At 59.3% G+C, this 13,458-nt stretch carries 11 protein-coding genes and 1 pseudogene; 5 read left to right on the top strand and 7 right to left on the bottom strand.

Annotated elements, in window-relative coordinates; all coding sequences use genetic code 11:
• Positions 1-50: 50 nt before the first annotated feature.
• Positions 51-290 (top strand): hypothetical protein, encoded by a 240-nt coding sequence (locus ACP7E4_RS11380; RefSeq protein WP_426113919.1) that lies wholly within the window; start codon positions 51-53, stop codon positions 288-290.
• Positions 291-304: 14 nt separating this feature from the next.
• Here the strand turns inward: ACP7E4_RS11380 and ACP7E4_RS11375 are convergent, their stop codons facing one another.
• From ACP7E4_RS11375 to ACP7E4_RS11345, 7 genes are all read right to left on the bottom strand, one after another.
• Entirely contained in the window at positions 305-928 is a 624-nt protein-coding gene (locus ACP7E4_RS11375; RefSeq protein ID WP_426113921.1) for a flavin reductase family protein, read from the bottom strand.
• A 148-nt stretch (positions 929-1,076) separates the two neighbouring features.
• Positions 1,077-1,469, bottom strand: a complete 393-nt coding sequence (locus ACP7E4_RS11370) for a hypothetical protein (protein WP_426113923.1) — start codon at positions 1,467-1,469, stop codon at positions 1,077-1,079.
• A gap of 355 nt (positions 1,470-1,824) precedes the next feature.
• The gene (locus ACP7E4_RS11365; RefSeq protein WP_426113925.1) at positions 1,825-3,150 is read right to left on the bottom strand and encodes an MFS transporter; all 1,326 of its coding nucleotides are present in this window, start codon (positions 3,148-3,150) and stop codon (positions 1,825-1,827) included.
• Between the two features lie 311 nt (positions 3,151-3,461).
• Entirely contained in the window at positions 3,462-4,787 is a 1,326-nt protein-coding gene (locus tag ACP7E4_RS11360; RefSeq protein WP_426113927.1) for a sigma-54-dependent transcriptional regulator, read from the bottom strand.
• Positions 4,781-6,550, bottom strand: coding sequence for an ATP-binding protein (locus tag ACP7E4_RS11355; protein ID WP_426113929.1), 1,770 nt, complete (start codon positions 6,548-6,550; stop codon positions 4,781-4,783). Before ACP7E4_RS11355 ends, ACP7E4_RS11360 begins: the two co-directional genes overlap by 7 nt.
• A 158-nt stretch (positions 6,551-6,708) precedes the next feature.
• Positions 6,709-9,018, bottom strand: a complete 2,310-nt coding sequence (gene bglX, locus ACP7E4_RS11350; RefSeq protein WP_426113931.1) for a beta-glucosidase BglX — start codon at positions 9,016-9,018, stop codon at positions 6,709-6,711.
• Positions 9,019-9,060: 42 nt separating this feature from the next.
• Positions 9,061-9,246, bottom strand: a complete 186-nt coding sequence (locus ACP7E4_RS11345) for a hypothetical protein (protein ID WP_426113933.1) — start codon at positions 9,244-9,246, stop codon at positions 9,061-9,063.
• A 32-nt stretch (positions 9,247-9,278) separates the two neighbouring features.
• Here ACP7E4_RS11345 and ACP7E4_RS11340 point away from each other — a divergent pair, with 32 nt between their 5' ends.
• From ACP7E4_RS11340 to ACP7E4_RS11325, 4 genes and pseudogenes are all read left to right on the top strand, one after another.
• Positions 9,279-9,905 carry a LemA family protein gene (locus ACP7E4_RS11340; RefSeq protein ID WP_426113935.1) on the top strand — a complete coding sequence of 209 codons (627 nt, stop codon included), beginning with the start codon at positions 9,279-9,281 and terminating at the stop codon, positions 9,903-9,905.
• A complete protein-coding gene (locus ACP7E4_RS11335; RefSeq protein ID WP_426113937.1) occupies positions 9,905-10,669 on the top strand; it encodes a TPM domain-containing protein in 765 nt (254 codons plus the stop codon). Before ACP7E4_RS11340 ends, ACP7E4_RS11335 begins: the two co-directional genes overlap by 1 nt.
• A gap of 26 nt (positions 10,670-10,695) precedes the next feature.
• The gene (locus tag ACP7E4_RS11330; RefSeq protein WP_426113963.1) at positions 10,696-11,313 is read left to right on the top strand and encodes a TPM domain-containing protein; all 618 of its coding nucleotides are present in this window, start codon (positions 10,696-10,698) and stop codon (positions 11,311-11,313) included.
• Positions 11,314-11,548: 235 nt separating this feature from the next.
• Positions 11,549-13,458 (top strand): annotated as a pseudogene (locus tag ACP7E4_RS11325) (hypothetical protein); the annotation flags it as partial.

The raw sequence follows: 13,458 nt of genomic DNA, 5'->3' as shown, positions 1-13,458 counted from the left end.
CCCCGACCGTTTAGAATCTCCTGCTTTCCACGCACAGCAGGATCGCCTTCATGGCCCGTAAAGAATTTCAGGATTTCGAAGCTGTTACCGCAATGGTCCCCGGCGAAGGTGGTTACGACGCAGCGATTGCCGTCAAAGCCCTGCACGCGGGTGGCGCGCCTGTGTTTCATCGGGTGCTGGACGGGCAGAAATTCAAGACCGCTCACGACGCCGACCTTGCCGCCACCGCAGAACTGGCGCGGCTGAGCAATATCGACGCCGACGGCAATCTGGTTTTCGACCCGCAGTGAGCAGTCTGTCGTAATCAGGCTTTCGGGCGGAACATCTGGAACAGCGCTTCCGGCCCGAGCTGGAAATAATCCGCAGGACCGCCGCCACGCAGGATCGGCTCGCCGGCCGCCGTGTCGTAAATACCGTCCTTGAGCAGCCGCTTGGCGATGTGTACCGCAACCACTTCGCCAAGAATCAGCCAGCTGGGTACAAGTTCTTTGTCCGCGCGTTGCAGCTGGATGATCTGGGTAACCTTGCACTCGAACGACACCGGCGTTTCCTTGACCCGAGGCACCGCGATGATCTGTGATGCCAGCGGCGTCAGGTTGGCCAGTTCAAACTCGTTCACATCCGGCGATACCGGCGCGCAGCTCTGGTTCATGGCTTCGGCCAGTGGACGCGTGGCCAGGTTCCAGACGAACTCGCCGGTCTGTTCGATGTTATTCAGGCTGTCTTTGCGACCGACACTGCAAAAACCGATGATCGGCGGAATGTAGTTGAAGGCGTTAAAGAAGCTGTACGGCGCCAGATTCAGTTTGCCGTTGGCGTCCTGCGACGAAATCCAGCCGATAGGACGTGGGCCAACGATGGCATTGAACGGGTCATGGGGCAGACGATGGCCTTGGGAAGGTTCGTACGAATGGATGTCATCTGACATTGGCGCAATTCCTGTTACTGCGAAGAGAGAGCAGAGTTGCGTCATAGTGCAAGGCTGGCGCTGGACATTCCAGAGTCGCCAACAGATTTAACGGCTCGGAAACGATTAAGCCCGGCATTAAGCCGGGCTGGGTGTAGCCGTTGAGTGATTAGCTCAGACGGTTTGCACCAACATGGTCGGCGCCATCAGCAGCCAGACGATTTGCACCTACGTGATCAGAACCATCAGCGGCCTGGCGATTCTGACCCACGCGGTCAGCACCATCAGCGGCCAGACGATTTGCACCTACATGATCAGCACCATCAGCAGCCTGGCGATTCTGACCCACTCGATCAGCACCATCAGCCGCCAGACGATTTGCGCCTACGTGATCTGCGCCATCAGCAGCTTGTGGGTTGTGGGTAGCGTTGGTGTGTGCCGAGCCGCCTTCAGCGACAACGGTGGAATTGAGCAGGTTGCTGGTATCAACGGCAGGAAGGGCGAAAGCGCTTGATGCCAGAACAGAGAAGGCCAGGCCAAAAATCAGTTTGTTGGTTTTCATGATGAGTTACTCCACAGCGAATTTGTTTGCGACTCGGTATGAAGCTAATGCTACGCGCCTGACTTTTATTAAGAAGTTAATAGGGTTGCTAGCGATCATCGCCAAAAATGATAGTACGCCACAGGGCGCGGTTTTCGGGCGTGTCGGGCGTTATTGCGCGGTGGTGGTGCATTTCTCTGAAAAGTCTTGCAACAAGCTGGCTTGACAAAATAAATAGTGAGCTCTGGTTGCGCTGTTTACCGGTTTGTCAGCGAAAAATTGCACCAGAATATCTGCGCCCTTGCTAAAGCTTCTTCCATAAAAAAGGGCAACCCCATCAAATGTGGCTGCCCTCGATCACTCAGGGTGATATGACTCAGTCGGTTTCGATGCGCGAATGCTTGCGAGTGTCCTTCATGAACACATAAACCAGCAGCGAAACGGCGATGCAAGCGGTGACATACCAGTAGTACCCCGTCTCCATCCCGATGCTCTTGAACCACAGCGCGATGTATTCGGCAGTGCCGCCAAAGATCGATACCGTCAGTGCGTAAGGCAGGCCAACACCCAGGGCGCGGATTTCGGTCGGGAACAACTCAGCCTTGACCACCGCATTGATCGACGTGTAACCGCTGACGATGATCAGCGCCGCCATGATCAGGAAGAACGCGCCCCACCAGCTTTGCACGGTGTGCAGTGTGGTCAGGATCGGCACGGTACACAGCGTGCCCATCACCCCGAAGGCGATCAGGATGGGACGCCGGCCGATCTTGTCGGACAGCGCGCCGACAAAGGGTTGCAGGCACATGAACAGAAACAGCGTTGCCGCCGAGATGGTCGTCGAGTCGGTGATGCTCATGCCGACCGTGTTCACCAGATACTTCTGCATGTACGTGGTGTAGGTATAGAAAGCCAGGGTGCCGCCCATGGTCAGGCCGACCACGGTCATCAGTTCCTTGGGATGGCGCATCAGCGTGCGCATCAGGCTTTCTTTCGGCTTTTCTTTCTTCTTGCGGGTGAACGACTCGGTTTCTTCCATGCCACGACGCAGGAACAGCGCAACCACTGCGCACAGCGCGCCGATCACGAACGGCACACGCCAGCCCCACGCGTACAGCTGTTCGGTGGTGAGGGTTTGCTGCAACACGATCAACACGCCCAGAGCGATGAGCTGCCCGGAAATCAGCGTCACGTACTGGAAGCTGGAGAAGAAGCCGCGACGCTCCTTGGTTGCCATCTCGCTGAGATAAGTTGCCGAGGTGCCGTATTCGCCACCCACCGACAAACCCTGCAACAGACGGGCAAACACCAGCAGGATCGGGGCACCGACGCCGATCATTTCATAGCTCGGTGTCAGGGCGATGATCAGCGAACCGAAGCACATCAACAGCACCGAAGCCATCAATGCGGCTTTGCGGCCCTTGCGGTCGGCGTACAAACCCATCAGCCAGCCACCAATCGGGCGCATCAGGAAGCCTACGGCGAAGATGGCTGCGGTGTTGAGCAGTTGGGCGGTGGTGTCGCCCTTGGGGAAGAAGGATTTGGCAAAATACAACGAGAAGGCGGCGTAGACGTACCAGTCATACCACTCGACCATGTTGCCGACCGAACCGCTGAAGATTGATTTGAGACGACTTGAGGTGGTCTTCACAGCGGCAGGCGCGCTGGCTGACCCTTGCGACAGGGAGGTAGGGATTTCCATCTTGTTCCTTACATTCATTGTTTTTAGAAGGGCACGTCAAAATGCGGCCGTGCCTTCCTATAGCAGGAGCCGTGCCAGCGGGCAGAGGCCCGGTTTAGAAGGGTTTGCGAGGGTTTATGAGCGGGAATCCGCTTATGGCGCGGATGACAGTGAGCGGAAAGTTGCCGATGAGGGCTGCGTTCGGCACTAATCCAGTGGGAGCGAGCCTGCTCGCGAAGGCTTCTTTTCGGGCGCGGAAAGATGTGCGGATGTACCGGCCTCATCGCGAGCAAGCTCGCTCCCACAATTTCGCTGCAACAGATCGCGAGGTGCTACACAAACATCTCACGCAACAATCCATGCCGCTGCATCTTCTCGTTCAACGTGCGGCGTGGCAGTTGCAGTTCGTGGAGCACCGCCTTGATGTCGCCTTTGTGGCGGGTGAGGGCGGCGCGCAGGCAATGGGCTTCGAACGCTTCCTGCTGCGCAGCGAGCGATGGCCCGGCGTCCAGTGCGACCGGTTCCGGCGCGCTCAGGCCCAATGTCTGGCGTTCAGCGGCATTGGCCAGTTCGCGCACATTGCCCGGCCAGTCGTGGGTCAGCAACTGGCTCAACTGCGCAGCGCTGAGTTCCGGCGCTTTGCGGCCAAGGCGTTGCGCGGCGGCCTCGGCGAAGTGGTTAAACAGCTGCGGAATGTCTTCGCGGCGCTCGCGCAATGGCGGCAGGCGTAGTTCAGCGACATTAAGTCTGTAGGCCAGATCCTCGCGAAAACGTCCGGCGCGGGCTTCTTCGAGCAGATCGGGTTTGGTGGCCGCGATGATCCGCAGATCCACTTTAATCGGCTTGTTGGAGCCCAGGCGTTCCAGCTGTTTGTCCTGCAAGACGCGCAGCAACTTGACCTGTTGGGCCAGCGGCATGCTTTCGATTTCATCGAGAAACAAGGTGCCGCCATCGGCATATTCCAGCTTGCCGATGCGCTTGCCCTGGGCGCCGGTAAACGCTCCGGTTTCATGGCCGAACAGTTCGGCTTCGAATAACTGTTCGGGGATCGCCGCGCAATTGAGGGCGACGAAGGGCTTGTTGGCGCGCGGACCGAAGTCATGCAGGCAGCGCGCAACCAGCTCTTTGCCGCTGCCCGTTTCACCCCGGATAACCACATTGACCGGCAGTTGCGACAGATCCAGTACCTGGCGGCGCAAGGTCTGCAAGCCCGGCGAAACGCCGAGCAGCGTCGCGTCCAGTTGCGAGCGGGCATCGGCCTGCTCGTGCAGACGGCGGTTTTCCAGGACCAGTTGGCGCTTTTCCAATGCCCGACGCAGGTTGCTCAGCAGGGTTTCCGGGCTAAAGGGTTTTTCCAGGAAGTCATAGGCGCCGTCGCGCATGGCATCTACCGCCATCGGCACATCGCCATGCCCGGTCAACAGGATTACCGGCAGGTCGGCGTCCAGCGCTTGCAACCTTGCGAGCAATGCCAGGCCGCCCATGCCCGGCATGCGTACGTCGCTGAGCACCACCCCCGGAAAATGCTCCGGCAGGTTCGCCAGACAATCCTCGGCGCGGCTATGCACCTGCACCTGGAATCCGGACAGCGTCAGCCATTGCTCCACGGCCTCACGAATCGGCGCTTCGTCGTCAACGACAATGACGGAATTCAGCATGCGGGTCCAGCCTCCAGGAAGTCGTTCGACAGACTGAACGAGAAGCGTGCGCCCTGACCATGATTTTGCGCCGCAAGTCGTCCGCCCAGTTCGTGCACGATGGCGTAGGACACCGCCAGCCCAAGTCCAAGGCCATCGCCAACCGGCTTGGTGGTAAAGAAGGGATCGAACAGGCTGACCATATGTTCATCGGCGATACCACCGCCGCTGTCGATGACGCACAGGCACCAGCGATTCTCCTGCGCGCTGATCACGATTTCCAGACGCTTGAGCGGTTTGTCGCTCATCGCATCCAGAGCATTGCGCAGCAGGTTGATCAGCACCTGTTCCAGGCGAATGGCATCGCCGCGAACCCATGCAGGCCGGGTCAGGCGCAGCACGCATTGGATGTGTTCGTCACGGATGCGCGAATCCAGCAGCAGCAAGGCTTGATCGACCACTGCGGCCAGATCCAGTCGCTCGCGCAGGCCTCCGGGGCTTTTGCGGGCGAAGGTTTTCAAGTGTCCGGTCAGCGCGGCCATGCGCGTCAATTGCTGGTCCAGCGGCGCCAGGGCTTTATAAGCATCATCAATGCGCCCGTGATCGAGCAGCAGGCGCAAGGTGGCGAGTTGCATGCGCTGGGCGGTCAGCGGTTGATTGATTTCGTGCGCCAGCGCTGCGGACATCTGCCCCAGCGCGGCGAGTTTGGTCGATTGCACCAGGCCGTCCTGAGCCGTGCGCAGTTCCACCGTGCGCTCCAGCACCTGACGCTCCAGCTCGTCACGGCTGCGTTCGCGCATGCGCGCCAGGCGCCAGCGCTGATAAAGGAACAGCCCAAGAAATATCAGCGTCAGCCAGGCACCGGCGGCGGCAATGCCGGCGTTGCGAATGTCTTCGCTGGCCATCTGCGGTTTACGCAGCAGATGCAGCGTCCAGTCTTCGGCAGGCAAGGGCATTGATTGCCAGAGGTAATCCGCTGTTTCGTCAGGGCCGTCGACACGGGTCAGATGGCTGTTTTCGCCAAATGCGCGCAGTTCGCGGCGGCGCAATGGTGAAAGCGGTTGCCGGTCGTATTGCCGGGTGCTGAGCAGTTGCGCGCGGTCCTCAACGGAAATCGGCCGCAATTCGCGATAACGCCAGCCCGGCTGGTTGGCGATGAACACGATGCCCTTGGAGTCGCTGATCAACAACAGATCATCGCCTTGCGCCCATTGGTGCTCAAGGTCGGGAAACTCCAGCTTGACCACCATGGCACCGAGAAACCCGCCAGCATCGTTGGTCACTGCGTTGGACAAAAAATAACCAGGAATGCCACTGGTAACACCTACCGCGTAAAAGCGGCCGATGCCTTTGGCCCTGGTTTGTTGAAAGTAAGGACGAAAGCCGTAGTTATGGCCGACGTAACTGCTGGGTAGCCGCCAGTTGCTGGCGCCAACGGCCAGGCCATGGCGATCCAGCAGCTCAAGGGTCGAGGATTGCGCCGCGCCATTGATACGCTCCAGCTTGCGATTTAGCGCATCCTGGGATTGCGCCGTGATCGGGCCGTTGAGTGCCGCGCGTATTTCCGGGTCCAGCGCGAGCACCGCAGGCAGCGCGCGATAGCGTTCAATCAAGGTGTGCAGCGTGTTGGCGTAAAGGGACAGCTGAACCTCCGCCCTTGCGGCATCGTCCGACAATGCATGTCGCTGCGCCTGACGCATCGCCAAGCCCGCCGACACGGCTGCGCCAGCAAGAATCAGCAGTGCATAAAGGACGATGCGTAGGCTGCGGGAGGTGAATGTCATGTCAGGTATTGCCTGATTTATGGCGGGCAGAAGACACAAAACTTGTGGGAGCAAGCTTGCTTGCGAAGGCAATATTTCAGACGCAGAAAAATGCGCTGTTCCTACTGCCTTCTTCGTGAGCAAGCTCGCTCCCACAGAATTACTCTGCAGTTGCAGCCTTACAACAAATTGAAACTCGCCTGCTTCACCGCTTCTGAATCAAGGCCGATCATGACCTTGAATTCGCCAGCTTCCGCCGCGTATTTCAGGCTTGGGTTGTAGAACTTCAGATCGTCTTCGCTGAGGGTGAAGCTCACGACTTTCTCCTCACCGGGCTGCAACATGACTTTCTCGAAGTTCTTCAGCTCCTTGACCGGACGACTGATGGATGCGGCGACGTCGTGCAGATATAGCTGAACCACGGTCGCGCCAGCAACCTTGCCGGTGTTCTTCACCGTCACGCTGGCGGTCAACTTGCCTTTGCGCGGCATGTCGGTGGCCGACAGTTTGATGTCCGATACGTCGAATTGGGTGTAGCTCAAGCCATAGCCGAACGGGAACAGCGGGCCGTTGGTTTCTTCGAAGTAATGGGAGGTGTAGTTGCCGACCTTGTCCGGAGAGTAAGGGCGACCGGTGTTCAGGTGCGCGTAGTAAGTAGGAAGCTGGCCAATCGAACGTGGGAACGACATCGCCAGCTTGCCGGACGGGTTGTAGTCGCCGAACAGTACGTCGGCTACGGCGTTGCCGCCTTCGGTGCCGGGGAACCAGGTTTCCAGCATTGCATCGGCCTGGGCCAGTTCGTCGACCAGCACCAGTGGGCGGCCGTTCATCAGTACCAGGACCAGCGGCTTGCCAGTCGCCTTCAGCGCCTTGATCAGGTCGCGTTGCTTGCCGGGAATGTTCAGGCTGCTGCGGCTGGCCGCTTCATGCGACATGCCACGGGACTCGCCAACCACGGCAACAATCACGTCAGCCTGCTCGGCGGTCTTGACCGCTTCGTCGATCATTTCCTGGGCTGGACGTGGATCGACATCGACTTCGTGTTCGATGAAGTTCAGGTATTCATTGATGTGGTCGTTGTCACTGACGTTGGCGCCACGGGCATAAACCAGTTTGGCCTTGTCGCCTACGGCATTGGCCAGACCGTCATACACGGTGACCGACTGATTCGGCCGACCGGCGGCGGACCAGCTGCCGAGCATGTCCAGCTGGCTCTTGGCCAGGCTGCCGATTACGGCGATGGTGCCCTGTTTTTTCAGCGGCAGGGTTTCGTCCTTGTTTTTCAGTAAAACCAGCGTCTTGCGTGCAACATCCCGTGCTTCGCCGCGATGCAGGCGGTCGTCGGAATAGGTGTCGGCCGGGTCCTGTGCCGCGTCGCCGATGCGCAGGTACGGATTGGCGAACAAGCCCATGTCGTACTTGGCGCCCAGCACTTCACGTACGGCGTTGTCGATTTCCTTGACGGAAACTTCGCCATCTTTGACCAGCCCTGGCAGTTCTTCACCGTAGGCCTTGTCGTTCATGCTCAAGTCGACGCCCGCCTTGATGGCCAGCTTGGCGGCTTCGCGGAAATCTTTCGCCACGCCGTGGTCGATCAATTCCTTGATCGCGCCGTGGTCACTGATCGTGACGCCCTTGAAGCCCCAATCCTTGCGCAACAGGTCTTGCAGCAACCATGTGTTGGATGTTGCAGGCACGCCGTTGATCGAGTTGAGGGCGATCATCACACCGCCCGCGCCTGCATTCACCGCTGCGCGATATGGCGGTAGGTAATCTTGGTACATACGCGTAGGACTCATGTCCACGGTGTTGTAGTCCCGGCCGCCTTCAACTGCGCCGTACAGGGCGAAGTGCTTGACGCTGGCCATGATGTTGTCCGAGGCGGCAGTGCTCTTGCCCTGGAAGGCCTTGACCATCACGTCGGAGATTCGCGATACCAGGTAGGTGTCTTCACCGAAACCCTCGGAGGACCGGCCCCAGCGCGGATCGCGGGAAATATCCACCATTGGCGCGAAGGTCATGTCCAGACTGTCGGTACTGGCCTCAATGGCTGAGATGCGCCCGCTCAAGGCGATGGCGTCCATGTCCCAGCTGGCAGCCAGGCCCAGGCTGATCGGGAAAATCGTGCGATGGCCGTGGACCACGTCGTAGGCGAAGAACATCGGAATCTTCAGACGGCTCTTGGCGACAGCGGCTTCCTGCAGCGGGCGGTTTTCCGAGCGCGTGATGGAATTAAACGTACCGCCAATCCGGCCTGCGGCGATCTCCTTGAGGATCATCGGCTGTGGCATTTCCGAACTGATGCTGATCAGCCGCAATTGCCCGATTTTTTCATCGAGGGTCATTTGCTTGATCAGGTTGGAAATGAACGCGTTTTTTGCCTGCAACGTGGCCTGATTATTGGCGACAGGCGCACTGACATTGCTTGCGGCCAACACTGGCTGGCTGGCCAGACTGACCAGAAGACCGAGTAAACACAGCTTATTCATGAATGATTTCTCAAGGCTTTTGCCTGCAACTCACATTAAATGTCAGGCAGCCATATTTTGGGTTTTAGACCTTTGGCGCTTATTGTCGGTCAGGGGCGATGGGATGCCGCTGAACTCTTGGTCATTACCGGCATCTTTGTAGCGCAGCCACTTTTTTATCCGATGATCCGGCGTTGGCGACGGATTATGCCGGGGAACTTCTGTTTTGGCTAAAATCACTTGAGCCATACGGAATAAATAGCCATTACAGGAGTTACATAATGATTCACTTACAGCGTTACCAGCCTCACAACGGACGTCGCTACACATGGGCAACCGGCGTTTTACTACTGCTCAGCAGCCTGTTGAGCGGTTGCGGCATCAACAATATTCCTACCTACGATGAACAGGTGAAAGCGGCCTGGGCTCAGGTCCAGAACCAGTATCAGCGTCGCGCCGACCTGATCCCCAATCTGGTGGAAACCGTCAAAGGCTATGCCAAACACGAGCAAGACACGCTGACGGCGGTCATCGAGGCGCGGGCCAAGGCGACGTCGATCCAGGTCGATGCCAATACCTTGAACGATCCAGCCAAACTCAAGCAGTTCCAGGACGCCCAAGGCCAGTTGACCGGGGCATTAAGCCGCCTGATGGTGGTTTCCGAACGCTATCCGGACCTCAAGGCCAACCAGAACTTCCTGTCATTGCAGTCGCAACTGGAAGGTACGGAGAACCGGATCGCCGTTGCACGGCGTGACTTCATCGCTTCGGTTGAACGCTATAACACCGAGATTCGCACCTTCCCGGGTCGTCTCTGGCACACCGTGATGTACAGCGACTTGCCGATTCGCCCGAACTTCGAAGCGACAACGCCAGGTTCCGATAAAGCCCCGGAAGTGAAATTCTGATGAAGGCGCTGCGACTCACGCTGCCGGTTCTTCTGTTGTGGGCCTGCGCCTTGTCGGCGCAGGCCGCGCTGGTATTTCCGCCGTTGACCGGACGCGTGGTCGATAACGCGCAGTTGCTCGACGCACAGAGTTCAGCGCAGTTGACGCAGATGCTTGAGGCCCACGAACAGGCGTCCGGCGAGCAAGTGGTGGTGGTCACGCTGCCGGACCTGCAAGGCACCAGCATCGAGGATTTCGGCTATCAGCTGGGCCGCGCGTGGGGGATTGGCGAGAAGGGCAAGGACAGCGGCGCGCTGCTGATCGTCGCCCGTGATGATCGCAAGGTGCGCATCGAGGTGGGTTACGGCCTGGAGGGTCGCCTCACCGATGCGCAGTCTTCGGTGATCATCAATCAGGTGATCACCCCGGCGTTCAAAGCCGGTAACTTCGCTGGCGGCATCACTCAGGGCGCGCAAGCGATCGTTCAGGTGCTGGGCGGCAACCCGCTGGCTGAACCCCAAGCGGCGGCTGACGCTGAACAACAGGGTACGGGTTTCGACAATGTGCCGGTGTTGATCATCGTGGTGGTGTTCCTGATCCTGATTTTCCTTAAATCCGGGCGCGGCGGCGGTGGCCGGGGCGGCAGGGGAGGCTTTATTACTGCTGGAGGCCTTGGCGGTCTGGGTGGACTCGGTTCCGGTGGCTCAGGTGGCGGTGGCGGTGGCGGTGGATTCAGTGGCGGCGGTGGCAGCTTCGGCGGCGGCGGTGCTTCGGGCAGTTGGTAATCGATGGATCAATGAGTGACGCAACCATGGCTTTACTGAATCAAGACCAACAGCGCCAGGTCGCCGAAGCGATCGCGCGCGTCGAACTGCGCACCGATGCCGAGCTGGTGACAGTGCTGGCCCGACAGGCCGACGATTACACCTATGTCCCGCTGATCTGGGCCGGTCTCCTGGCCTTGCTGCTGCCTGGCCTGATCAATTATTTCCCCGGCTGGCTGAGCGCCAACGAGCTGTTATTGACGCAAATCGCGACCTTCATCGTCGTGGCCCTGATCTGCCGTTTCAGCCCGCTGACCATGTATCTGGTTCCCGCCTCGGTTCGCCATTGGCGCGCGGGTAACCTTGCCCGTCGCCAGTTCCTGGAGCAAAACCTGCATCACACTGTGGGCGGTACGGGCATCCTGATCTTCGTCTGCGAAGCCGAACGCTACGTGGAAATCCTCGTCGACCACGGCATTTCCAGCCGTTTGCATGACGACACCTGGCAAACCCTGATCGACGTTTTCACCCAGCACGTGCGCGACGGCCGGACGTTGCAGGGCTTTCTCGACTGTATTCAAGGCTGCGGCGAGTTATTGGCTGAACACGTGCCGGTGACTCAGGTCAGGAATGAATTGCCGAATCGGTTGGTGGTGTTGGGGTGAGTGGGCTCATGGATTGACGCGATTTTTTGTACGCGGCCCGTTCTGGCGAATCGGTTGCTTCACAGCCGAAATTGACGTCGCAAAGTTCAGAAATATCCCACAGATTCACCGGTCCATCGCTGACTGACGCTTTAGCCATCAAGCATGCAAAGTCCTGCCTTTTCCAAGGACAAGGACTTGCCCGTGCTCATCCAATCCCGCTGCCAGCATTTCGTGACAGGACAGGAGTCCTGACATGCCTGATCCCGCTGGCACCCTGAGCCGTGGCCCGTGCTGCGAAATCAATAAACTCATCGTCCAGGTAGTCGGCAAGAACCATCCCTCGACCCAGCGCCTGGCTTTCTACGAGGAGGACGCCCGCAAACGGCTGGATGCACTGACCGCGCAAGACCGCCCCGAAACCGTGACCGCCTACATGTGTGCGGCCAGCGCCTTGCATGTCTGGGACTGGTCCGGCGAGCCCAAACATCGCCTGATGCTGGAGGTCGAGACCACGCAGGGCAAGCCGATTCTGTTACCGCTCCCCGAAACACGGATCACGCCGAGGCAACTGGATCAGCAGTGGAACCAGATCGTCCCGGTGCTGCCGTTTGTGGCCCTCCCCGGTGTCAACAGCGCCTACGATCATGGCACTCCGGTGTTGTGCCGCGCCGGATTTATCTATGTCTTCGTCAACGGCAGGCTGTGGCGGGAACTGGAAGTCCGGATCAGCGATGAGCGCACCACGTATCACGATATCGAGCTGGATAAATTCCGCGAGGGCGAGGGATACGTTGAAGACGCGCGGCTCGCCACCGGCAAGGCCCTGGACGACATCTGGTTGCCCGCCAACTGGAATGATCGACCGGTAGACACGCAGCTGTGTTTCAGCGAGGTGCAACTGAGCGGGGCTCGGTTGCAGCGTCTGGAAAGCGACTCGGCGTTGCGTCGTCAGCGCTGTCAAAGCCCGGACTTGCGGGTCTCGAAAGAACGCTCCAAAACGGTCTTTGCCAACCGACCGGATGGCGTGGCCATGCTGGACGCTTTCAGCAATTTTGATGTGCGTGACAAGGAGAATCAGGCGGCGGCCAGTAGAGCCCATGTCACGTGGCTGAACCTCAACAGGAGCGCGTTCCCGCTATCCATTCCGGCGCCACAACGCGCGCGCCAGACCGGTTTTGAGTGGATGATCGACCAGCCGGCGCGCTACCTGTGCGACCTGAGCGGAGAGTTTCTGGCAGACGCGTTCAGCGCTGCCCGCAAACATGTGCGGCTATGCGAAGCGGGGACCGCGCCCTACGTGCCATTGCCGCTGGAAGTCGGCGCCTGGGCACAATGCCTTGAGCACATCGTCGACCCGAATACCCAGGGCGATGCGGGCCTGTGGACGGCTCAACCGCCTGCCCCCGACGTGTTGCAAACAGCGCGATCCCGCGCGCTCTACGGCGTGATGCTGCTCGACACCCAGTACCGCCTGCGCCATCTGAGCACCCGGATTTATGACCAGCGCCACCTGCTGGAACTGTGCGGCGCGCGGGCGCAGCGCTATCCGCATCACGCCAGCGCCTTGCTGGTGCAACAACTGATTGTTCCGCAATCCATCGGCGGCAAGAAGAACCCGCTGCACCAGCAACTCGACATGCTCAAGGAAAAGAGCCAGCTGGATATCAACCGCTTCACCGCCAGCAGCGAACGCGCCCAGCTGTGGCGTCAGCAGGAAATGAGCCAAGCGCTGCTCAGCGAATGCCTGCAACAACGGCAGACCGAACAATCCCTCGCCGATCACTTGAGTCTCGATGGCTTCAAATACGCGGCGGCTTTTCATTTTGTCAGCCAACTGTTCGTCACCCTGGCGCTGGGTCCGTCGGGCTACGATCCCTTGGCCGCCAGTGGCGACATCAGCGACGCCCTGACCGGCCTCAGCCTTTACAGTCCCGACGCCAGCGCCGGCCAACAGTGGATCGCCAACGTCGTCAACGACCCGCAGCATGTCATGCACCGCATGCTCTGGCCGGATGCCGCTCAGCAGGATCTCGACGCGCCGTATCAGGCACCCGCCGACCCGGAGGTTAATCAGGGCGACGGCGTTTTTCGGGCGACGGAACTGGCCAGGACCGAACAGGACAGCGTTTTGCCCGCCGCAGCATACTCGACGATCGATGCAGT

Origin of the sequence: Pseudomonas sp. DSP3-2-3 (assembly GCF_049898225.1) — a bacterium.
Lineage (GTDB): Bacteria > Pseudomonadota > Gammaproteobacteria > Pseudomonadales > Pseudomonadaceae > Aquipseudomonas.
This window is presented reverse-complemented; position numbering and strand designations above follow the sequence as displayed.

Excerpts from the sequence above, each read along its gene's own strand:
- ACP7E4_RS11380 (WP_426113919.1), top strand. The coding sequence starts at position 51 with ATGGCCCGTAAAGAATTTCAGGATTTCGAAGCTGTTACCGCAATGGTC.
- ACP7E4_RS11375 (WP_426113921.1), bottom strand. The coding sequence starts at position 928 with ATGTCAGATGACATCCATTCGTACGAACCTTCCCAAGGCCATCGTCTG.
- ACP7E4_RS11370 (WP_426113923.1), bottom strand. The coding sequence starts at position 1,469 with ATGAAAACCAACAAACTGATTTTTGGCCTGGCCTTCTCTGTTCTGGCA.
- ACP7E4_RS11365 (WP_426113925.1), bottom strand. The coding sequence starts at position 3,150 with ATGGAAATCCCTACCTCCCTGTCGCAAGGGTCAGCCAGCGCGCCTGCC.
- ACP7E4_RS11360 (WP_426113927.1), bottom strand. The coding sequence starts at position 4,787 with ATGCTGAATTCCGTCATTGTCGTTGACGACGAAGCGCCGATTCGTGAG.
- ACP7E4_RS11355 (WP_426113929.1), bottom strand. The coding sequence starts at position 6,550 with ATGACATTCACCTCCCGCAGCCTACGCATCGTCCTTTATGCACTGCTG.
- bglX (WP_426113931.1), bottom strand. The coding sequence starts at position 9,018 with ATGAATAAGCTGTGTTTACTCGGTCTTCTGGTCAGTCTGGCCAGCCAG.
- ACP7E4_RS11345 (WP_426113933.1), bottom strand. The coding sequence starts at position 9,246 with ATGGCTCAAGTGATTTTAGCCAAAACAGAAGTTCCCCGGCATAATCCG.
- ACP7E4_RS11340 (WP_426113935.1), top strand. The coding sequence starts at position 9,279 with ATGATTCACTTACAGCGTTACCAGCCTCACAACGGACGTCGCTACACA.
- ACP7E4_RS11335 (WP_426113937.1), top strand. The coding sequence starts at position 9,905 with ATGAAGGCGCTGCGACTCACGCTGCCGGTTCTTCTGTTGTGGGCCTGC.
- ACP7E4_RS11330 (WP_426113963.1), top strand. The coding sequence starts at position 10,696 with ATGGCTTTACTGAATCAAGACCAACAGCGCCAGGTCGCCGAAGCGATC.